Consider the following 17,399-nt stretch of genomic DNA (forward strand, 5'->3'; position numbering starts at 1 on the left):
ACCGACCGAGGCTGGAGCGTCGGCCCTACCAATTTATGAACGAGTCTACCTTCCTAGTCATTACGTCCATTGCTGCGCCCAATGCCGTTCTGATCGACTGTGCCGAGCAGTCAACGGCGCACGGCGTCGCTTTCGTGGTTATGGGCGATACCAAATCGCCTACCCAGTTTGAGTTGTCAGGCTGCGACTTCTGGTCGATTGACCGGCAGTTAACCCTCCCCTTCTCGCTGGTTGAGAATTTACCGACCCGCCACTACGGCCGGAAGAACCTCGGTTACCTGGTGGCTATGCAGCAGGGGGCGCAGGTCATCATCGAAACCGACGACGACAATTTCCCCCGCGAGGGCTTCTGGGCTAACCGGCAACGTACCCAGCCCGCCCACAGCCTGACCCAGACCGGCTGGACCAACGTCTACAAATATTTCACCGACAAGCACATCTGGCCGCGTGGATACGCCCTTGAGCACCTGCACGACACCTTGCCCGATCTGCCCGGTCTGTCGGATGTGGTTTGCCCCATTCAGCAGGGCCTAGCCGACGAGAACCCCGACGTTGACGCCATTTACCGCCTCACCTTGCCCCTGCCGCTCAATTTCGAACAGCGCGACAGCGTAGCCCTGGGCGACGGCGCCTGGTGCGCCTTCAACAGCCAGAATACAACCTGGTTCCCCGAGGCGTTTCCGCTGCTCTATCTGCCTTCGCACTGTAGCTTCCGCATGACCGACATCTGGCGCAGCTATGTGGCCCAGCGCGTGGCCTGGACCTGCGGCTGGAGCATTCTGTTTCACAACGCCACCGTTTGGCAGGAGCGCAACGAGCACAACCTCATGCGCGACTTTGAAGACGAGGTAAGCGGCTACACGCAAAATCGCCAGATTTGCCTCGACCTGGCTGCGCTCGACCTGCCACAGGGCATCGAACACATTCATGAAAACCTGCTCACCTGCTATCGCCTGCTGACCGAAAAAGGCTACGTGGGTAAAGCCGAAATGCCGCTGGTCGAAGCGTGGGTTGCCGACCTGCGAAAGTTGGGTTTCTAGTGGTTGTGTCGTTATTTTACGGTAGCAAAAAAGGCAAAAATGTCATTCATCATTTGTTGCCGGCTTTGGGTACGTTATCGGCACACACACAGCGGCTGAAACAACGTACCCAACGGCTGTTGGCAAATGCTCGGTGATCAGTTCATATGGTTGATAATCAAGTCCAATTACTTAAAGTAACCGTCGATGGGATCGAGGTTGAGGTAGAGCCGGGGACAACCATCCTGCAGGCGGCCCGCAAAATTGGTCCTGAAGTAGCCCCGCCGGCCATGTGCTATTACGAACCCCTGAAAGGGAGTGGTGGCAAATGCCGGGCCTGTCTGGTTCGGGTAGCGGCTGGTTCAGCCAAAGATCCGCGCCCGATGCCCAAACTGGTGGCCTCGTGCATTACCCCCGTTCAGGATGGTATGGTCGTCGAGAATTTCTCGAATCCGGCCGTTCTGGAAGCTCGGAAAGGAGTCGTCGAATTTCTGCTCATCAACCACCCACTCGACTGCCCGGTCTGCGATCAGGCGGGTGAATGCGACCTGCAAAACTTCGCGTTTGACCACGGCGCGGCGACTACCCGCTACGAAGAAGAACGCCGCACCTTCGACAAGCACGATCTAGGGCCATTCATTCAGCTACACATGACGCGCTGCATTCTGTGCTACCGTTGCGTGTACACGGCCGATCAGATAACCAACAAGCGGGTGCATGGCGTATTGGGTCGGGGCGATGCCGCCGAGATTGGTACGTACATCGAAAAAGCGATCGACAACGATTTTTCTGGCAACGTGATCGATGTGTGCCCCGTGGGTGCCCTGACCGACAAGACCTACCGCTTCAAAAACCGGGTCTGGTTTACTAAACCCGTGGATGCGCACCGCGATTGCCCCACCTGCTCAGGCAAGGTATCGCTCTGGTATCGGGGCGACGAGGTAATCCGGGTCACAGCGCGGAAAAATGAGTGGAACGAGGTGCAGGAGTTTATCTGCAACACCTGCCGGTTCGAGAAGAAGAGCACGTCGGACTGGGTGATCGAAGGGCCAACCAAGATTTCGCGCTCATCGGTGATTTCGGCCAACAAATACCGCAAAGACCTGATCAAACCCAGTTTTGGCGATCGGCTGGCCGCTGCCGAGTACAAGCCGATCGACGATGCTCGCCACAACGCGGCAGAGCAGCTGGCCATTCAGCAACTGCCCCCCGAGCGGTTCAACAAATCGCTGCCTTCAGCCAACGAATAACTTTTAGTTCACAGTCCGCTGTTCACAGTCTGTTGTTATGGTGCCGAGTCAATAGTTGATTCGTACGTAAGTAACCCAACAGAAGACAGACAACGGCGGACAGACTAACTTAAAAATGGACCTGACCGTTCTCATTATTAAAGCCATCGTGATTCTGGTCATTTTCGGAGTCACGCTGCTCATTGCTACCTACTCGACTTATGCCGAGCGGAAGGTGGCGGCTTTCCTGCAAGATCGCCTCGGGCCAAACCGGGCGGGTCCGTGGGGCCTGCTACAGCCCATTGCCGATGCGGGTAAGATGTTCTTCAAAGAAGATTTTATTCCGGCTCAGGCCAGCAAGTGGCTCTTTATTCTGGGTCCCTGCCTTGCCATGCTCACGGCGCTGATGTCGAGCGCTGTAGTGCCTTTTGGCGACAGCATCCGGTTCGGCGCCTACGACGTACCTGTGCAAGGTATCGACGTCAACGTGGGTATCCTCTACGTGTTCGGCGTGGTGTCGCTGGGTGTGTATGGCATCATGATTGGCGGCTGGGCGTCGAACAATAAATTCTCGCTGCTGGGTGCCATCCGGGCGGCTTCGCAAAATATCAGCTACGAAGTGGCGTTGGGCCTGTCGATCATCGCCATCCTGATGATGACCGGTTCGCTGTCGTTGCGGCAGATTGTGGCTGAGCAGGCGCACGTTTGGGAATGGAACGTGTTTACGCAGCCGCTGGGCTTTATCATCTTCCTGACCTGTGCCTTTGCCGAGTGTAACCGGACGCCTTTCGACTTACCCGAATGCGAAACCGAACTCGTTGGCGGTTATCATACCGAGTACAGCTCGATGAAGCTTGGGTTTTACCTGTTTGCCGAGTACATCAACATGTTCACGTCATCGGCAGTCATATCAACCCTCTATTTTGGCGGTTTCCACTACCCGTTTATGACCGAGGCACACGATCTGCTGGTGAATAAGCTGGGCAGCACTGTCGGCCACAACATCGCGACAGGCATCGGCACGCTGCTGTTCTTCGGCAAGATTTTCTTCTTCATTTTCTTCTTCATGTGGGTACGTTGGACGGTCCCCCGTTTCCGCTACGATCAGTTGATGAACCTTGGTTGGAAAGCGCTCATTCCGCTCTCGATCCTGAACGTGATCTTGACGGGTGCCGGTCTGCTTTACGACTTCAAGTATGGCACCTGGGCCATCGTAATCGTGATGATTGGCCTGGCCGCTACCAATGCCATTAAAGCCCCACGCCGCAAAGCGGCGGCCCAACCAGTTTAAAGGGTTTCCAGTCTTCAGTTTTTAGTTGCTTCGCTTAATTTAGTAGGTTCTACTGGCAGCACAACTGAAAACTGACGACTGAAAACTGAAAACTCTTCCAATATGCTCACGAATCGCTCGAAGCAGGTTAGCAATAAAGAAATGACGCTGGCCGAACGGATGTACCTCCCTGCCGTTCTGGGCGGGTTGGCCATCACGATCCGGCACTTCTTCATGAAGAAACCGACGATCCAGTACCCGGAGGTAAAACGCTATCTGGGGCCGATCTTTCGGGGTCACCACGTACTCAAACGCGACGAACAAGGGCGCGAGCGCTGCACGGCCTGCGGGTTGTGTGCCGTGGCCTGCCCCGCCGAGGCCATTTCGATGGTAGCGGCCGAGCGCCGGAAAGGCGAGGAAACGCTGTATCGCGAAGAGAAATACGCGGCGGTGTACGAGATTAACATGCTCCGGTGCATTTTCTGCGGCCTGTGCGAAGAAGCCTGCCCAAAACAGGCGGTTTATCTTCGCCACGACCGGATGGTGCCCGTCATGACTGAGCGCGATCAGGTTATTTACGGCAAAGACAAACTGGTTGAAAAGCTCGACGATCGCTATATCCGCAACAACCCCGACGTAAAAGCTACGCCCACCGAGCCAAGCCTGTCACGATCAGTAGGCTAAGAATACTATGAATCAAGTCAACTCTTTATTAGGTAATCTGAAGAACCTGACGGCCGCCGGGTATCTTTTCTACGGGCTGGGTCTGGTCACGCTTATCAGCGCCATTTCGGTGGTTACGGCTCGCAACCCCATCCATAGCGTACTGGCGCTGATTTTTACGTTCTTCTGCCTCACGGGCCACTACATGCTGCTCAACGCACAGTTTCTGGCAATCGTCAATATCATTGTATATGCAGGGGCCATCATGGTCTTGTTCCTCTTCGCCATCATGTTTCTGAACCTGAAATCCGACGACGAAGATGCCAAAACCAATCTGACCAAAATGGCGGCGACCATTGTGGGCGGCGTGCTGATGGTCTTGCTGCTATCTATTTTCAACGTGGCGCCCGTGGGTACGTATGATCCCAGCAACTTCGATACACAGACGGGGCTGGTCGAGAAGCTCGGTATCGTGCTGTATAGCGACTACATTCTGCCGTTCGAGCTAGCGTCTGTCCTTTTCCTGATCGCCATGGTTGGGGCTGTCATGCTGGGGAAACGCGAAGCCGGCGACCCGCACTTCTGACCCCTACGAGCACAAGGAATATTTCTCGAAAAAGCCGCCCAGATAGGGCGGCTTTTTCTGTATTAGGTGATCCTGTTGTACGTTATCAGGCTAGCATTCCCAACAGCAGGAACAGCAGAAAACCCATATAGAAGGTGGCCGTCAGCCAGGCAGGTTCTTCGGCTAGATGAGCTTCCTGCAATAGCTCTTCCGTAACGAGAAACAGCAGTGCAGCAAGACCAAACGAGAGCACAATATCCAGCCCGCCGGGCGACAGATTGTGCAGCAGCGTAGCCCCCAAAACAGTGCTACCCACAAACAGCAGCGCAATACTCACCAATAAGCTACTAATACGACGGCGGGCGAGCCCTGTATTGGTTAAGGTGGTAGCCGTAGCCAGCCCCAGGGAAACACTCTCGATGCCCAGGGCGTAGGCTAACAGCTTACCTTCTTTGTCGCCAGCGGCAAAGCCTACCCCGAGTAGCAGCCCGTCGATAACGACATCGACGCCCAACACAACCAGAAACGTGATGGGTAAGGCACCTCGGCTCTGGTTTTTCGAGGCGTGCTCGGCACCTTCCGTAAGCTGACGGATGAGCAGCATGATCAGGATACCACCCCCAAAACCGATGAGCGTCAGAAGCCAGTTTCGGAAATGAACGACTTTAGGCAGAATTTCAACGGCCACGACCGAGAAGATAACGCCCGCGGCAAAATGAAGGATTGCGCTCTGTGCTTTGGGTTTTAGCGTGTAAAACGTAGCGAACAAGCCACTGATCGTTAGCGCCAGTGCAGGCAGCAATGCATATGTCGCGATGGACAAATAGGGAATGGGCATAGATAAATGATTAGATACGGATGACCTGCTTCCGGGTTGGGGACGTACCTGCGCAGGTACGTCCCCAACCCCGAAGCAGCGACGAATTTTATTTGGCGCGCTCGCCACTGATGAAATAGGCCCCTTCGCGAACGATATCCGCCGCATCGACACCCGCCGGTAGCCGTACTTCCACCTGATTGTGCTGACTAATGCCCGTCTGCACAGGGATCAGTTTAAACTGATATGCAGAAGCTGTATCGGTCCTCTGCCGGACGTATACAAACGAGCGGTTACCTTCTTTCACCAGGGCTTCCTCGGGCAGCGTGGCTACCCTCCGGGGGTTGACCAACACCGTAGCCCGTATATAAGAACCCGCCAACAGTCGCGCACCGTTGTTGGCCAGCAGGTTAGCGTGTACCAATACGGTTTTTGTTTGTGGATCAAACGCCTGTCCCACCCTATACACGCTGGCCCGCAACGTACCTGTCTGCTGTTGCGGAATGGTGAACTGCACCACCTGCCCTTCTTTTACTTTCTGAATGTCGTTTTCAAACACCCGCAGCTCCAGATAAAGCCGCTCCCGCCCGACAATCTCCACCAGTTCGTCGGTATGATTGACGAACTGGCCAAGTCGGATATTCACCTTATCGACGTACCCACTGATTGGGGCGCGCAGGGCGATTGTTCGGGTGATGGTACCCTTCCGTAAAGTTTCCAGCGGGATGTGAAGCTGCGCCAGTTGTGCTTCCAGCGAGGCCAGTAACGCCTTGGTCGTTTCAAAATCGGCCGTCGATTGCTGTAGATTACGCCGGGCCCCAACGGCTTCACGGCTCAGTTCTGTCTGACGGTCCAGTTCCTGCCGCTCAAAGCTGTGTTTGGCAAGTGCCTGCAAGTATTCCTGCTGAAGCTTGACGTAGTCTGGATGCTCCAGTACGGCCAGTACCTGCCCTTTATGCACAAAATCGCCCTCGACCAGATGGGCCGACCGAACAAATCCTCCCATAATCGCGTGCACCGACGCCCATTGGTCGGGAGGAGCCTCCAGTTTACCCGTCGCCTGAATGGTTTCGCCCATCGAAAGCGTATCAGGCCCCCCCAGCTTGATGCCCGTTTCTCGAAACTGAGCCTCGCTGATGGTGATTACCCCCGATTTAGGCTTGGTTACGGACTGAGCTGCAACGTGTTCAGCAGGTTGTTTAGTCGATGACGAACAGGCCGCCAGACCGCCCAACGCCAGCAGCGTAAGTCCCATCCAGCAGCTACGATTTTGCTGTTTTTTCATAAATAAAGACGTGTTGGAAAAGAAGGTAGAAGCCTCAACGGCGTCCACCAATTAGTGCATTTCGGCCAGCGAAGACGCGGAAGCTTCGGCGGTGGTTGATGACGGGCGAGGTCGCTTGATTTTCGCGGCAACCAGGCTGTAGAGTACCGGCAGCACAACCAGTGTAAGCAGCGTGGCCGATACCAGTCCGCCGATGACAACCGTGGCCAGCGGCTTCTGCACCTCAGCCCCTGCCGACATTGACAGCGCCATTGGCAGGAACCCCAGCGAGGCCACGGCGGCGGTCATCACCACGGGTCGGAACCGAACGGTGGTTCCTTGCCGAACGCGCTGGTTTACGTCGGTTACGCCTTCTTCTTCCAGCTGGTTGAAGTAGCTGATGAGCACAATACCGTTCAGCACTGCAATGCCGAACAGGGCGATGAACCCGACACCAGCCGATATGCTGAAAGGCATACCCCGCAGCCATAGGGCCATTACACCGCCAATGGCCGAAAGAGGAATTGCCGAAAAGATCAGCAATGCCTGCGCCATCGAACCAAACGTAACGAACAGCAGCAGGCCAATCATGACGAGCGCCAACGGCACAGCCACCGCCAGCCGCTCTTTCGCCTTGACCAGATTCTCAAACTGCCCACCGTAGGTGTAGCTGTAGCCCGGCGGCAGGGCTACATCCTTCTCCAGCCGGGCTTTCATTTCGCCAACCAGGCTTTCGACATCGCGACCCCGCACGTTGACACCGATGGTAATACGGCGGCGGGCATCGTCGCGCGAAATCTGCATCGGCGCATTTTCGTATCGGATAGCCGCCAGCTGATCCAACGGAACCTGATTGCCGTTGGGCAGGTCGACGTATAGCTCCCGGATGTTATCGATCGTTTGCCGGTACGTGCTATCCAGCCGCACCACCAGATCGAATCGCTTTTCACCTTCAAAAACCACCCCCGCCGTTTCACCGGCAAAAGCCGCTTTCAGCACTCGGTTCAGGCTAGCGACCGAAACACCGTATTGAGCCAACCGGGGCCGGTTGTAGGTAACCAGCATCTGAGGCAAGCCGCTAATCTGCTCAACTTTGATATCGGCAACACCGGGGATCGACTTCATGCTGGCCGCTGCCTGATTGGCCTTTGCGAACAGAATAGCCAGATCTTCACCGTAAATTTTAACCGCGATGTCGGATTTAACGCCGGTCATTAACTCGTTGAACCGCAACTGAATGGGCTGGGTAAATTCCAGATTTAGCCCCGGCAGAACACTCAGGGCGCGCTGCATCTTCTGAATCAACTCTTCCTTGGTAGCTGCCGAGGTCCAGCTAGACGGTTCCTTTAAGCGAACAATGATGTCGCCGCCTTCAATGGGCATGGGGTCGGTGGGGATCTCGGCGGTACCTATTTTGGAAACCACATCGATCACCTCCGGGAAACCGCCTTTCAGCAGCGTTTCCAGCCGCTGGGTTGTCGCGATGGTCTGCGAAAGCGAGGAGCCTGGTTTGAGCGTCAGGCTAATGGCAAGATCACCTTCGTCCAGATTCGGAATAAATTCACCGCCCATCTGGCTAAACAAACAGCCAGCACCCACCAGCAACGCTACAGACGCCATCAGAACCGTTTTTCGCCAGCGCAATGCTCCGTTGAGCAGGGGTGCGTAGAGCCGGTAGAGCCCTTTCATAATTCGGTCGGCCAGTGTTCCTTCCTCGCGAATGTCTTTCCGCAACAGCGTAGCCGCCATCATAGGTACGTAGGTGACGCAGAGCAACATTGCCCCAATAATGGCAAAGCCCACGGTCAGGGCCATCGGCCGGAACATCTTCCCTTCAATACCCGTCAGCGAAAGAATAGGTACGTAGACGATCAGGATGATGAGTTGCCCAAACAGGGCCGAGCGCATGAGCCGGCTAGCCGAATCGAGCGCAATCTGATCCATGGACTGACTTTGGGTAGCGCGGGCGTGCACGATACTGAAAATCATGCTTTCCACGATAATCACGGCCCCGTCGACCAGCAGACCAAAGTCAATAGCTCCCAGGCTCATCAGGTTGGCCGAGACACCGAATACATGCATCATGCCGAGCGCAAAAAGCATGCACAGCGGAATCACCGACGCCACTACCAGCCCCGCCCGCCAGTTACCCAACAGCAGCAGCAGAACGCTCATCACGATCAGCCCGCCTTCGAGCAGGTTCTTGGCTACGGTGTGGATTGCTTTGTCGATGAGAACCTTACGATCCAGAAAAGGCTCGATCACCAAACCAGGCGGAATACTTTTCTGGATTTGATCAATGCGTTCTTTAACTCCGGCGATGGTCGTTTCCGACGAAGCCCCTTTCAGCATCAGCACAATACCACCCACAACCTCACCCTTTCCGTTTCGGGTCATAGCCCCATAGCGTACTGCGTGACCAAAGCCAACCTCGGCTACGTCGCGCACCAGCACAGGCACAGACCCGGCCTGCTTGACCACGATCTGCCCGATTTCGTCGGGACTTTTGGCCATGCCTTCGCCCCGAATAAAAAACGCTTCCTGTCCTTTTTCGATGTAACTACCTCCAGTGTTGGCATTGTTGACCGAAAGAGCATCCATCACCTCAGTTAGCGTTGTGTTCATGCCCCGCAGGCGTTCGGGATCAATGCGTACTTCGTATTCTTTCAGGTATCCGCCCAGACTGCTGATGTCCACCACACCAGGCACACCCGCCAATTGCCGTTTCACGAGCCAGTCCTGAATAGTGCGCAGTTCGGTGGGCGAGTAGGTATGTTCGTAGCCATCCGCAGGGCGGATTACGTACTGATAAATCTCTCCCAGCCCGGTTGTAACCGGTGCGAGTTGGGGTGTTCCAGCAATGAGTGAGCCTTCCGCAGCTTTAAGTTGCTCCGTGACAAGCTGACGAGCCAGAAACGTCGGGGTAGCTTCTTCAAATACCACCGTGATCACAGAAAGCCCAAAGCGGGAAATCGACCGGATTTCGGTCACGCCAGGTACGTTGCGCAGGGTTGTTTCGAGCGGAAACGTGATGAACTGCTCGGTTTCCTGAGCCGCCAGCGACGGGGCCTGCGTAATAACCTGGACCTGATTGTTTGTAATGTCGGGAATGGCGTCGATTGGGAGTTGCCGCAAGGCATACGTACCCCAGGCGATCAACGCCAGTACGCCCAGCACCACCATCAGCTTCTGACGGATGCTGAACTGAATGAGTTTATAGAGCATACAGATAACTCGTTGATAATGAAAAAGCCAGCAAGCCCACGACACACTGTTGGGTACGTGTGGTGAACTACAGACCAATACAAAAAGCGAGTTATCCGAGCTGAGGGGGCTGAAACAGCAGCGCAGCGGCGCGAAAGCAATACAGATTCTGGTACGAGAAATGAGGCTGGTAGATCAGCCGTTCAACCAGCAGATCAACACAGAAGCGCTGCGGTTGTGGTACCGTGAAAATCAGTCCTAACGACAGGTGATTGAAGAGGGGGATCTTAACCCCTTTATGTGGTGTCTTGGCGTGTTCCGACGAGGGGTTATAGTGCATGTCGAGAAACTGCCAGAAATCGAAATCACGACCGGCCGCCTGCTTGTGTACCTGATAATGAGCCAGTAAGCCGGGAATTTTATAGACTTCTTCCACGTCTGTCTGCGGAAACAGACTACCAGCCAGTATGAGCAAGCCCAGGAAGAAAGCCGTGATGGATTTCATACTACAAAAATAGCCCATCTAGCTGACTACTTGGCTATCGGCTGATCATTAACAATTATAGGCTATCTGAATACTCTATGTATTTTAACATGATCAGGCGCTTACTATTCAACAATAGTTGCAACTGCTCTGATTTTTGTACCTACAAACAACTATTAATGAAAGTTTATTTTTTGTTGACAAAAACGAAAACCGAAATACGTATAAATAACAATAGCAGTGGTCTCAATAAATTGCTCCAGCCGATGGGTTTCGTAAAACCCACTTGTATGATCTTGAATGAGATCTACGAGGGCAGCACAGTACCAAATAAACGTTACCGCAGACCCTGTGAGCAACAAGAAAAGATAAAGTGATTTATTCATCAGACTTAAATTTTAGTTCTAACAAGCTATAAACAAGCCGAATAGCCCATTTCAAATTAGCTTGTAAACTAAAAGTGTACAATAATGTTTCGTGTTATAGAAAACTCGGATGTCTTAGGTGACAAATGCATTTTTATATACATCCAATAGGAAACATACACTTTGTACAAATCTTTTTGATATCCATTAACTACATATAAACAAAATATAGATACAACATACAATCGCTCTTTGTGCTTGCTCTGCCTGTAGAACCACTTAATCAATTGTCACAAACCATCTACGCAAATGGCTGTTCAGTCGAGACAACAACCAACTTCACTGTCATGGGAAATTTACTGTACACCATAGCCGTAATCCTCGTAATCATCTGGCTATTAGGCTTCTTAGGTTTTAACAGCTTTGGCTTAGGCGGTATCATTCATATACTGCTGGTCATTGCTATCATCGCCGTGCTTTTCCGATTGATTCAAGGAAGAGGCGTCTGAATAGGTAAGTATTGAGGCTATTTTTTGTGTCACTCACTGAGTCAATTGTAGCTATTCTGTGCAGAACCAAAACTGATATTACTTCTCTCGTCATCAATGATGAGAATATAGAAAAGCGACCGGACTGCTTTGATCCGGTCGTTTTCCATTAGCAGAGGCATAAAAAAGGCTAACTCGCAGGTATCAGCAAGTTAGCCTTTTTGTTTGTGCTCCCGAAGGGATTCGAACCCCTATCGATGGTACCGGAAACCATAATTCTATCCATTGAACTACGGGAGCGGCATCCCTACCAGCAGACCTGCTGCGTGTTTGGGAGTGCAAATATACACGTTGCCGATTAATTGCGGTAGTGAGGCTTCATGATTTTGTTTCGACAGCGTCGTTCTTACCCACGCATCAGGCAACTACTGGCCGGTTTGCCAGGTACGTTAGAATGGGAGCAGCGACCTCGTCGGGGTGAAACACCAGATTGAAATGATCACCCGGTGTTTCATGATAAGGCTCATCGGGGACACGCAACACATTGTCGGGGCGAGTATGAATACGCACGTCGGGCATAGCGGGCGGTACATGAGGCGGAGCCAGCAATACGCGCAGTTGCTGATAGATATAGCGCTGGGGCTGCGCGCACATCGCTCCGATCAGTTGTCGGTGTAAGGCCCGCGATTGCTCAAACGGGTATTTGCTCAGGGCATAGCGGGCGAAGCGTCGGCTTTGCACCAGCCCCAGTCGTACCAGCCACTTCAGTAGTGCAACATTGCGCGTGATGGTCACGATCTTCCGAGGGTCGGTATAGGAGGATATCTGTACCGCGCCACAGCCGGTTTGCGCTTTCAGGTTAACCGCAATCCAGCCACCCATCGAATGGCCAATCACCACATCGGCCGGCCCTATCTGGTATGTATTGGCCAGGTACGCCGCCAGTGACGACACGTTGACCACCCGATCGTTGGGATTCCAGCGGGCAAATTCATCCTGCAAATTCAGCTTCAGTACCGATTCGCCGGGTAGCAAAGGGGCCAGTTTATCGAAAATGCCGGGGTCTTCGACGTACCCATGAATGTAAATAAGTCGCATAAAAGCACACGTTGACAGTGCGTTTGTTGTGGCAACATTACGAAAAAGCACTGCATGCGCCGAGTCTTAATCGATTGGTAACGGTTGGCTCACGTATACGTCATACCTCGGAGGCACTTTTGTTGGCAAGATCACGGACTATGAATCGCCGGAACCTGCTGAAAACAAGCGGAGTGGGCTTTGCTTCACTTGCCCTCCCCCACCTGAGGCTTTCTGCCGGGGTTGCCTCGCCCCTACTCACTCAGGCGCCCAAACGCCAGCTACGCATTGCGCACCTGACCGATGTACACATGCAGTCGGTGGTGGGGGCTGCCAAGGGGTTTGCCCGCTGCCTGCATCACGTACAGAACCTACCCGAGCCACCCGATCTGCTGATGAATGGTGGCGATGCCATTATGGAAGCCCACGGACGCGGACGGGGTAGCGTTGCCCGTCAGTGGCAGCTTTACAACGAGGTATTGGCCGCTAATAACAGCCTCACCACCCTGAACTGCGTAGGTAATCACGACATCTGGTGTCGCGAGGAGTCGGCACTGGCGCTGTCCGACGGCAAACGGTGGGCAATGGATCAATTGCAGCTTCAGGCGCCATACTACAGCCTCGACCGCAATGGGTGGCATTTGATTGTGCTGGATAGCGTGCAGGCCAATGCCAACGGAAGCTGGTATACTGCCCACCTCGACGAAGCCCAGTTCGACTGGCTAAAAAAGGATCTCGCCAACGTACCCACCACAACGCCAGTGCTGGTGTTTTCGCACGTACCCATTCTAGCCGCCTGCGTTTTCTTCGATGGGAAACGCTATGAGGGGCAGACCTGGAACGTACCTGGCCGCTGGATGCACACCGACACCCGCCAATTGATGGAGCTTTTCAACCAATACCCAAACGTGAAAGCCTGTCTGAGCGGGCACATCCACCTCACCGACCGCGTCGATTACAATGGCGTCAGCTATTACTGCAATGGTGCCGTCAGCGGTGCCTGGTGGTTTGGCAAGTACCAGCATACACAGGCTGGTTACGCCCTCGTCGATCTTTATGAGGATGGGTCCGTTCAGAACCAGTACGTACCGTATTAGGCGGAACTAATCTTTCGGTTTCAGAGCATGGCTCAGTACCGAAATCAGCCCGGCGACGGATACCAGCAGCAAGACACCAACGGCAATCTGCGTGCTTGTACCCTGATTCGGATTGTCCATCAGGGTTCGGATGTGATGCGCCTGTGCGCCTGTCCAGATGGCCAGCAACGTGCGGGGTACCATGCCCAGAAAACCACCCAGCAAAATGTTGCGCAGTTGCGCGCCCGAAAGCGAAAACACCATGTTGGTAAGCGAAAACGGAAGGGCTGGCGACAGCTTGGCAAAGAAGATAAACTTCAGTTCTTCCTTCCGGATCCGGCTCATGATCAGGGCCGCTTTTGGGTTCTGCTCAATAAGCGTACGGATACGATCATGGTCAAACCACCGCACGACCAGATTGACTAACAGAATGGCCGACATGTTGATGATGAAGAGCGGCAAGGTAGCCTGCCAGCCGATAAAATAGCCAAAAACAAGCGCCAGTGGTGTCGGCAGCATCAGGGCAAACGCACAGCCCAGGCTACATACCAGCGTGATCAGCGCCCAGTCTGAGGCGGTAAACAACGCAATCTGCGCCTCGTGATTAACGGCGTAGTACGTAATCCAGGAGCTTGTCAGAACAGGTAATACAGACAATAAAAGGCCGAGCAAAGCCGGGCCCGTCAAAGCCTTTTGCAGGCGATTCGCCATGGGTTGTAGGGGGTGGGAGTGTAAATAACGAAACACAAACGATACTCCATAGACACCAGATCGGCGCCAATGGTTTTCTCGTCGAGTATGCGGTGTGGGCTAGCGCCGAATCATCACATTTCTAAACTATTCAAGATGGCATAGGTTAAACAGACACATATTTTCTGACAACTAAACCACCTAGCATATGGCTGCTTCATCAGCTCTTTCCGACGGCGCTCAACAGGCCAACATGGTCTCTAACGAAAACGCAGAAACGATGTTTGGTGCCGATCAGGCCGAAACAAACATGGTTAAACTGGTCGACGGTAAGCTTACGCCCATTGGCGATACCAACGACGACGTCATGGACGAACAACTCCGTAATCGCTATAGCAGCGACGAAGAGCGGAGTCTCCAAGGCTACGACGAAAAAACGTATGAAAACTCAGACGCTGCGCTGCGCGTAGGCGATGGTATTGATGGCGAGGCCGAAACAATGCCCGCTGATAGCCTTATCGCTGAAGCCGGCCTGACCGATAATCAGCCTGCCAACACCGCAGCGGCCAACGACTCGACGCCTACCGACCGTACGCAGGCCAACGGCGCCGATCAGACCAATACGTTCTCGGGTTTTAGCGCCGATATGGTACCTACTACGCCGTCTACGCCTGATCCGAACAACCCGGTGCCGGCTGCTCCCGAAACACCGCAGCCGCCAACCCCGCCCTCGCCCGGCCCCGAAATTCCTGATCTGCCCGGTTCACCGCAACCCGACCGGCCCGAGATCACCGAGCCGAGCGAACCAGGCCGGTCGCACGAGATCAACGCCCGGAGCAATGCTGTTGGCTTTTCGCAGTTTCCGGCGGTTGGGTACGTTGGTAATAGTACGTCTTCAACCCGTACATCGTCCGTATCGGTAGCCGATAACGGTGTGGAACCCTCACCCGATCAGGTCGAACCGGGCGAGGCTGTTCCCGGCACGCAATACGTGGGTATGTCGGCAGGGCCAGACGACGAAGGCATGGATGAGACCCCTAACACGGGGGATTCATCGCATCCGTACCGGGTCAACGGTGACGTAGCCAACGAGTACCGCCCCGACGAACGGCCCAACGAAGCCGCTCAGATGCAAAACCAGCCCCGCGAGGCAATGGACGAGAGCGGTGTGAAAGCGCAGGACATGCTCGACAACGACGGGGACGGGGACCGCTCGGACACGAAATCGACCGACGGACTCGATCGCAAATACAATGATCCGCAGGCGGCGCGCGACATGGCATCCTAGTCAGGTACGTCCGTTAGTCCATATTAACAGGGGGCTACTGCTTAGAAATAGGCAGTAGCCCCCTTTGTTGTGTAAACACACGCACATTCACATGAAAAAGACGTTGCTTACCGTGGGCCTGCTTACCTCAGCGACTGTTGCCCTGATGAGTTTTGGCCAGAAAGACAAATGGGTCAATCTGTTTGATGGTAAATCCATTACCGGCTGGCATAGCTACCATAAAACGGGCGTAGTCGGCTGGTCGGTAGAAGACGGTGCCGTAACGCCAGATGGGACAGGTGGCGATCTGGTAACCGACAAAGCCTACGAAAACTTCGATCTGGAATTTGAATTCAAGCTCCCGAAAGGCAGCAACAGCGGCGTTATCTACAAAGTAGACGACCGCCCCGACATTGCTACCACTTACATGTCGGGCCCCGAGTATCAGGTTATTGACGACAAGGGCTTCGACTGGCGCGATCAGGATGGGAAGAAAATTGAACTGGCCAAAAGCCAGCTCACCGGTGCCGCCTATGATATGTATGAGCCCAATAACCTCAACCTGATCAAGCCCATCGGCGAGTGGAACAAGGGACGGATCGTGGTCAACAATGACCATGTAGAGCATTACCTGAACGGCAAAAAAGTGGTAGAGTACCACTACGGTAGCGACGACTGGAAAGCCCATCTCGCCAAGAGCAAGTTTGCCAAGTGGCCCTACGCGACCCCACATGCCAAGGGGCATATTGCGCTTCAGTGCCACAGCCCGAAAGAAAAGGTGTGGTACCGTAACATGCGCATCCGCGAGTTGTAGGCCAATCACCTCTTTTAACTTCGTAGCTAGAAGGCCACCGTATGATCAGATACGGTGGCTTTTTAGCTATCAATCGGTTTCCAATAGCCGAATCAGTTCCGGCGGGTAGGATAGGTAGGCGCTGCTGCCTTCCACACGCAATGGAAATCGTTCATAACGACCTTCGTAGAACCAGTAATACGTCTCTGTGACTGAATACACCTCCTGCGTGTAGAAGTCGTGGATCATCTCATGTGAAGCCACAATGTATTCCATAACCGTATCAGCTTCGATCGGGTGAATAAACACCGTGCCTTTGGCCGGAATGCTCACCACCGCGCCGTAGGCCCCGACCACGTCTTCGGCGTTGCGCGTCAGTTCGACCGCCGCCGCCGCGGCAAAATCGTTATGAAACAAGCTGAAAACCGTAAGCGTGTTGGCTAGCTCGTAGGCTGTCAGGCTCAGTTCTTCGCGTGCTATGTTGTCCAGCGCGGTGTCGAACAGGTACGTGTCTGACGCCTCCCACTCGGTGATTTCGCTACGGCGCACATAATGCAGGGCTTCTTCAAAGTCGATCACCAGAAACGTGAACGTACCTGGAAAATCTTCCCGATATACGCAGTCCTGCATAATGTCTTTAGCAAAACCCGACGGTTTCACCTGCACTTTCAACAGGGGCGCGGCAAACTCAAAATCTTTGTAGATATAGGTAATCGCCGCGCTGTTGATGGGCAGTACCTTCACGTGTCCGGCAATCAGGTCAGGCCATTCGTCCCGGTCGGCGGCTTTGCATTTTCGCAGCAGATTGTCCATGTAGAACCGGGTGGGTCCTTTCTGCTTGTCGAACTGAATGGTAATGACGCCGTCTTCCGCTATCGACTCCACATTGCCCTTCAAACTGATCTGTTCAATGGTCAACTGCAAAATTTCGTTGTACTCGTCAGCGTTCAGTAAACTCGTCAGGTGAGTTGGTAAAGGGTGCAAATGGTCACGCATAAGACTAAAACCGATGGGCGCTGCGGCAGGTTGCTTACGTCGAAATAATCCAAACATCGTATTAGAAAGATACGAATAAATTTCCATGGTTAGTAGTGGGCCACTAACTGCTTTGTTAGGTACGTCTATTCG

The 17,399-nt window shown here is 53.8% G+C and carries 16 protein-coding genes and 1 tRNA gene; 9 read left to right on the plus strand and 8 right to left on the minus strand.

Going from position 1 to position 17,399, the window contains the following annotated elements:
* Positions 1-35: 35 nt before the first annotated feature.
* The 5 genes from ACAW74_RS08295 to ACAW74_RS08315 all read left to right on the plus strand — a co-directional run bounded on the left by ACAW74_RS08295 (position 36) and on the right by ACAW74_RS08315 (position 4,767).
* Complete coding sequence (locus ACAW74_RS08295) at positions 36-1,040, plus strand: STELLO glycosyltransferase family protein (RefSeq protein ID WP_370697719.1); 1,005 nt, start codon at positions 36-38, stop codon at positions 1,038-1,040.
* Positions 1,041-1,186: 146 nt separating this feature from the next.
* Positions 1,187-2,269, plus strand: coding sequence for an NADH-quinone oxidoreductase subunit G (locus ACAW74_RS08300; protein ID WP_370697720.1), 1,083 nt, complete (start codon positions 1,187-1,189; stop codon positions 2,267-2,269).
* A gap of 115 nt (positions 2,270-2,384) precedes the next feature.
* Positions 2,385-3,539, plus strand: coding sequence for an NADH-quinone oxidoreductase subunit NuoH (nuoH, locus tag ACAW74_RS08305; RefSeq protein WP_370697721.1), 1,155 nt, complete (start codon positions 2,385-2,387; stop codon positions 3,537-3,539).
* 102 nt (positions 3,540-3,641) lie between these two features.
* Positions 3,642-4,202: a NuoI/complex I 23 kDa subunit family protein gene (locus ACAW74_RS08310; protein WP_370697722.1), complete on the plus strand. Its 561-nt coding sequence runs from the start codon at positions 3,642-3,644 to the stop codon at positions 4,200-4,202.
* A gap of 7 nt (positions 4,203-4,209) precedes the next feature.
* Positions 4,210-4,767 carry an NADH-quinone oxidoreductase subunit J family protein gene (locus tag ACAW74_RS08315; protein ID WP_370697723.1) on the plus strand — a complete coding sequence of 186 codons (558 nt, stop codon included), beginning with the start codon at positions 4,210-4,212 and terminating at the stop codon, positions 4,765-4,767.
* 85 nt (positions 4,768-4,852) lie between these two features.
* Here ACAW74_RS08315 and ACAW74_RS08320 read toward each other — a convergent pair whose 3' ends face one another.
* The 4 genes from ACAW74_RS08320 to ACAW74_RS08335 all read right to left on the minus strand — a co-directional run bounded on the left by ACAW74_RS08320 (position 4,853) and on the right by ACAW74_RS08335 (position 10,536).
* Positions 4,853-5,584, minus strand: a complete 732-nt coding sequence (locus ACAW74_RS08320; protein WP_370697724.1) for a ZIP family metal transporter — start codon at positions 5,582-5,584, stop codon at positions 4,853-4,855.
* Positions 5,585-5,672: 88 nt separating this feature from the next.
* The gene (locus ACAW74_RS08325) at positions 5,673-6,848 is read right to left on the minus strand and encodes an efflux RND transporter periplasmic adaptor subunit (RefSeq protein ID WP_370697725.1); all 1,176 of its coding nucleotides are present in this window, start codon (positions 6,846-6,848) and stop codon (positions 5,673-5,675) included.
* A 51-nt stretch (positions 6,849-6,899) separates the two neighbouring features.
* On the minus strand, positions 6,900-10,052 hold the full coding sequence (locus tag ACAW74_RS08330; protein ID WP_370697726.1) for an efflux RND transporter permease subunit: 3,153 nt from the start codon (positions 10,050-10,052) through the stop codon (positions 6,900-6,902).
* A gap of 91 nt (positions 10,053-10,143) precedes the next feature.
* Positions 10,144-10,536, minus strand: coding sequence for a hypothetical protein (locus tag ACAW74_RS08335; protein WP_370697727.1), 393 nt, complete (start codon positions 10,534-10,536; stop codon positions 10,144-10,146).
* 691 nt (positions 10,537-11,227) lie between these two features.
* On the opposite strand from ACAW74_RS08335, the gene ACAW74_RS08340 reads away from it, so the two are divergent.
* Positions 11,228-11,389 (plus strand): lmo0937 family membrane protein, encoded by a 162-nt coding sequence (locus tag ACAW74_RS08340; protein WP_370698031.1) that lies wholly within the window; start codon positions 11,228-11,230, stop codon positions 11,387-11,389.
* 207 nt (positions 11,390-11,596) lie between these two features.
* Here the strand turns inward: ACAW74_RS08340 and ACAW74_RS08345 are convergent.
* Together ACAW74_RS08345 and ACAW74_RS08350 are read right to left on the minus strand one after the other, a co-directional pair.
* Positions 11,597-11,668 (minus strand) — tRNA-Arg (locus tag ACAW74_RS08345).
* Between the two features lie 117 nt (positions 11,669-11,785).
* Positions 11,786-12,466: an alpha/beta fold hydrolase gene (locus ACAW74_RS08350; protein WP_370697728.1), complete on the minus strand. Its 681-nt coding sequence runs from the start codon at positions 12,464-12,466 to the stop codon at positions 11,786-11,788.
* Between the two features lie 140 nt (positions 12,467-12,606).
* On the opposite strand from ACAW74_RS08350, the gene ACAW74_RS08355 reads away from it, so the two are divergent.
* Positions 12,607-13,542: a metallophosphoesterase family protein gene (locus ACAW74_RS08355; RefSeq protein WP_370697729.1), complete on the plus strand. Its 936-nt coding sequence runs from the start codon at positions 12,607-12,609 to the stop codon at positions 13,540-13,542.
* Positions 13,543-13,548: 6 nt separating this feature from the next.
* On the opposite strand, the gene ACAW74_RS08360 is transcribed toward ACAW74_RS08355, so the two are convergent.
* Complete coding sequence (locus ACAW74_RS08360; RefSeq protein WP_370697730.1) at positions 13,549-14,232, minus strand: TVP38/TMEM64 family protein; 684 nt, start codon at positions 14,230-14,232, stop codon at positions 13,549-13,551.
* Between the two features lie 187 nt (positions 14,233-14,419).
* Here ACAW74_RS08360 and ACAW74_RS08365 point away from each other — a divergent pair, with 187 nt between their 5' ends.
* Both ACAW74_RS08365 and ACAW74_RS08370 read left to right on the plus strand, forming a co-directional pair.
* A complete protein-coding gene (locus tag ACAW74_RS08365; RefSeq protein ID WP_370697731.1) occupies positions 14,420-15,499 on the plus strand; it encodes a hypothetical protein in 1,080 nt (359 codons plus the stop codon).
* A 91-nt stretch (positions 15,500-15,590) separates the two neighbouring features.
* On the plus strand, positions 15,591-16,292 hold the full coding sequence (locus ACAW74_RS08370; protein ID WP_370697732.1) for a 3-keto-disaccharide hydrolase: 702 nt from the start codon (positions 15,591-15,593) through the stop codon (positions 16,290-16,292).
* Between the two features lie 69 nt (positions 16,293-16,361).
* Here ACAW74_RS08370 and ACAW74_RS08375 read toward each other — a convergent pair whose 3' ends face one another.
* A complete protein-coding gene (locus ACAW74_RS08375) occupies positions 16,362-17,267 on the minus strand; it encodes a DUF1444 domain-containing protein (protein ID WP_370697733.1) in 906 nt (301 codons plus the stop codon).
* Positions 17,268-17,399 lie beyond the last annotated feature (132 nt).

The sequence above is a fragment of the Fibrella musci genome (genome assembly GCF_041321105.1).
GTDB lineage: Bacteria > Bacteroidota > Bacteroidia > Cytophagales > Spirosomataceae > Fibrella > Fibrella musci.

What these genes read in the sequence shown, in the direction of transcription:
- ACAW74_RS08335 (WP_370697727.1), bottom strand. Translation starts at nt 10,536, where the DNA reads ATGAAATCCATCACGGCTTTCTTCCTGGGCTTGCTCATACTGGCTGGT.
- ACAW74_RS08370 (WP_370697732.1), top strand. Translation starts at nt 15,591, where the DNA reads ATGAAAAAGACGTTGCTTACCGTGGGCCTGCTTACCTCAGCGACTGTT.
- ACAW74_RS08295 (WP_370697719.1), top strand. Translation starts at nt 36, where the DNA reads ATGAACGAGTCTACCTTCCTAGTCATTACGTCCATTGCTGCGCCCAAT.
- ACAW74_RS08375 (WP_370697733.1), bottom strand. Translation starts at nt 17,267, where the DNA reads ATGCGTGACCATTTGCACCCTTTACCAACTCACCTGACGAGTTTACTG.
- ACAW74_RS08320 (WP_370697724.1), bottom strand. Translation starts at nt 5,584, where the DNA reads ATGCCCATTCCCTATTTGTCCATCGCGACATATGCATTGCTGCCTGCA.
- ACAW74_RS08365 (WP_370697731.1), top strand. Translation starts at nt 14,420, where the DNA reads ATGGCTGCTTCATCAGCTCTTTCCGACGGCGCTCAACAGGCCAACATG.
- ACAW74_RS08330 (WP_370697726.1), bottom strand. Translation starts at nt 10,052, where the DNA reads ATGCTCTATAAACTCATTCAGTTCAGCATCCGTCAGAAGCTGATGGTG.
- ACAW74_RS08350 (WP_370697728.1), bottom strand. Translation starts at nt 12,466, where the DNA reads ATGCGACTTATTTACATTCATGGGTACGTCGAAGACCCCGGCATTTTC.
- nuoH (WP_370697721.1), top strand. Translation starts at nt 2,385, where the DNA reads ATGGACCTGACCGTTCTCATTATTAAAGCCATCGTGATTCTGGTCATT.
- ACAW74_RS08315 (WP_370697723.1), top strand. Translation starts at nt 4,210, where the DNA reads ATGAATCAAGTCAACTCTTTATTAGGTAATCTGAAGAACCTGACGGCC.
- ACAW74_RS08340 (WP_370698031.1), top strand. Translation starts at nt 11,228, where the DNA reads ATGGGAAATTTACTGTACACCATAGCCGTAATCCTCGTAATCATCTGG.
- ACAW74_RS08300 (WP_370697720.1), top strand. Translation starts at nt 1,187, where the DNA reads ATGGTTGATAATCAAGTCCAATTACTTAAAGTAACCGTCGATGGGATC.
- ACAW74_RS08310 (WP_370697722.1), top strand. Translation starts at nt 3,642, where the DNA reads ATGCTCACGAATCGCTCGAAGCAGGTTAGCAATAAAGAAATGACGCTG.
- ACAW74_RS08325 (WP_370697725.1), bottom strand. Translation starts at nt 6,848, where the DNA reads ATGAAAAAACAGCAAAATCGTAGCTGCTGGATGGGACTTACGCTGCTG.
- ACAW74_RS08360 (WP_370697730.1), bottom strand. Translation starts at nt 14,232, where the DNA reads ATGGCGAATCGCCTGCAAAAGGCTTTGACGGGCCCGGCTTTGCTCGGC.
- ACAW74_RS08355 (WP_370697729.1), top strand. Translation starts at nt 12,607, where the DNA reads ATGAATCGCCGGAACCTGCTGAAAACAAGCGGAGTGGGCTTTGCTTCA.